Here is a 2012-nt window from a genome sequence, read left to right as displayed (position 1 = left end):
AGTATCTGCAGCAACATCTGCAGGCGTGTAAGTTGTTCCTGAAATTGTTCCGCCTCCTGAAACTACAGACCAAGTCCCCCCTGCCGGTGTAGCAGATAATGCTTTGGTCGTATTCTCACAAATAGCAGCTGTGCTTGTGGTATTGGTTGCCGTTCCTGAGAATGGGTTTACCGTAAAGATAGCATCCGAAGTTGTAGCTGCACATGATCCGTTGGCAGCAACTGTGTAACGAATCGTTACTGGAGTATCTGCAGCAACATCTGCTGGCGTATAAGTTGTTCCTGAAATTGTTCCGCCTCCTGAAACCACAGACCAAGTTCCTCCTGCCGGTGTAGCAGACAATGATTTGGTGGTATTCTCACAAATAGCAGCTGTGCTTGTGGTATTGGTTGCCGTTCCTGAGAATGGGTTTACCGTAAAGATAGCATCCGAAGTTGTTGCTGCACATGATCCGTTGGCAGCAACTGTGTAACGAACCGTTACTGGAGTATCTGCAGCAACATCCGCTGGCGTGTAAGTTGTTCCTGAAATTGTTCCTCCTCCTGAAACTACAGTCCAAGTTCCCCCTGCTGGTGTAGCTGATAATGCTTTGGTGGTATTCTCACAAATAGCAGCCGTGCTTGTGGTATTGGTTGCCGTTCCTGCAAACACATTAACGGTAAAGATTACATCTGATGTTGTTGCTGCACATGATCCATTGGCTGCAACTGTGTAACGAACCGTTACTGGAGTATCTGCAGCAACATCTGCAGGCGTGTAAGTTGTTCCTGAAATTGTTCCGCCTCCTGAAACTACAGTCCAAGTTCCCCCTGCTGGTGTAGCTGATAATGCTTTGGTGGTATTCTCACAAATAGCAGCCGTGCTTGTGGTATTGGTTGCCGTTCCTGCAAACACATTAACGGTAAAGATAGCATCCGAAGTTGTAGCTGCACATGATCCATTGGCAGCAACTGTATAACGAACCGTTACCGAAGTATCTGCAGCAACATCCGCTGGCGTGTAAGTTGTTCCTGAAATTGTTCCGCCTCCTGAAACCACAGACCAAGTTCCTCCTGCCGGTGTAGCAGACATTGATTTGGTGGTATTCTCACAAATAGAAGCCGTGCTTGTCGTATTGGTTGCCGTTCCCGCAAATACATTAACGGTAAAGATAGCATCCGAAGTTGTAGCAGCACATGATCCATTGGCAGCAACTGTATAACGAACCGTTACCGAAGTATCTGCAGCAACATTTGCAGGCGTATAAGTCGTTCCTGAAATAGTTCCGCCTCCTGAAACTACAGTCCAAGTTCCCCCTGCCGGTGTAGCGGATAATGCTTTGGTCGTATTCTCACAAATAGCAGCTGTGCTTGTGGTATTGGTTGCCGTTCCTGAGAATGGGTTTACCGTAAAGATAGCATCCGAAGTTGTAGCTGCACATGATCCGTTGGCAGCAACTGTATAACGAACCGTTACCGAAGTATTGCTAGCTATATCTGCAGGCGTATAAGTCGTTCCTGAAATCGTTCCGCCTCCTGAAACCACAGACCAAGTTCCCCCTGCCGGTGTAGCAGATAGTGATTTGGTGGTATTCTCACAAATAGCGGCCGTGCTTGTCGTATTGGTTGCCGTTCCTGCAAATGCATTAACGATAAAGATAGCATCCGAAGTTGTAGCAGCACATGATCCATTGGCAGCAACTGTATAACGAACCGTTACTGGAGTATCTGCAGCAACATTTGCAGGCGTATAAGTCGTTCCTGAAATAGTTCCGCCTCCTGAAACTACAGACCAAGTTCCTCCTGCCGGTGTAGCAGATAATGCTTTGGTCGTATTCTCACAAATAGCGGCGGTGCTTGTAGTATTGGTTGCCGTTCCTGAGAATGTGTTTACCGTAAAGATTACGTCTGATGTTGTAGCAGCACATGATCCATTGGCAGCAACTGTATAACGAACCGTTACCGAAGTATCTGCAGCAACATTTGCAGGCGTATAAGTCGTTCCTGAAATCGTTCCGCCTCCTGAAACTACAG

At 47.2% G+C, this 2012-nt stretch carries 1 protein-coding gene; it reads right to left on the bottom strand.

Annotated features, from left to right (window positions below; translation table 11 throughout):
• Positions 1 to 2012 (bottom strand): hypothetical protein (locus tag B0A75_RS20345; RefSeq protein WP_165765154.1); only part of this gene is annotated, 2012 nt, incomplete at both ends.

It is taken from the genome of Flavobacterium oncorhynchi, from assembly GCF_002217355.1.
Taxonomy (GTDB): Bacteria; Bacteroidota; Bacteroidia; order Flavobacteriales; family Flavobacteriaceae; genus Flavobacterium; species Flavobacterium oncorhynchi.
Note: the sequence above shows the minus strand (reverse complement) of the source record. Positions and strands in the feature narration are given on the sequence as shown.